The organism is Oleiphilus sp. HI0066 (assembly GCF_001635725.1).
Window position 1 is genome coordinate 1 of record NZ_LWFH01000579.1, and the last position, 790, is coordinate 790.

A 790-nucleotide genomic window follows, 5' to 3' on the forward strand; every position below is an offset into this window, starting at 1 on the left:
GCACAGTATAGTGTTTGAAACAAAAGTACAGATAATTTTTGTGAGATTTCGCGTCACAAAAAAGATGAGCTACGCTTTACGCAGAAACGAGTAAGCTTTTTAGGTGTTCTCTTGTACATACACAGCTTTATATTCCTTATTCTTATTAGCCTTCATCTGATTGCCCCTTTGTCTTATGCGGACTCTAGCGTCACAAGCGCAGGCGATGTCCAGACACCCGTTGACGCCGAAGAAAAATCTACTTCAGAGGATACGCCTGAAACCGAAGATTTATATTCAGTCGCGAACGCCGAATTCCGTGATGCACTGAGCGCAGTGCATCACGATGACCTGTTTGAAATTATTGAGCGCGGCTCAATCCGTGTTCTCGTTACCTATAGCAAAACACATTTTTTTCTTGATAAAGCGCGCCAGCACGGTCTCAGTTACGAGATGCTCAATGCCTTTGAGCAGTACTTAAATAAGCGTTACAAGAAACGTCGTAAAGGACGCGCATTGTCAGTGATTGCAATCCCCGTAACGCGTGATGAACTCTTTGAAAAATTAGAGTCAGGGCAAGCCGAACTCGCCATTGCCAACTTAACTATTACACCTGAACGCAAGCAATTCGCAGATTTTTCAATCCCTACCATCAAACAAGTTAAAGAAGTCATTGTCGCCAATAAGAGCGCTCCCATTTTAAAAAGCATTGATGACCTCTCTGGAAAAACCGTATTCGTTCGGGAGAGCAGCAGCTTCAATCAACATTTACTCGAACTTAATGAGTCATTTGTCGCGAAAGGAATTCCTC

At 43.2% G+C, this 790-nt stretch carries 1 protein-coding gene; it reads left to right on the forward strand.

The window, feature by feature from the left end; genetic code table 11:
- Positions 1-111: 111 nt before the first annotated feature.
- Positions 112-790, forward strand: a 679-nt coding sequence (locus A3738_RS07715) for a transporter substrate-binding domain-containing protein (RefSeq protein ID WP_156504071.1), incomplete at its 3' end; no start/stop codon positions are given.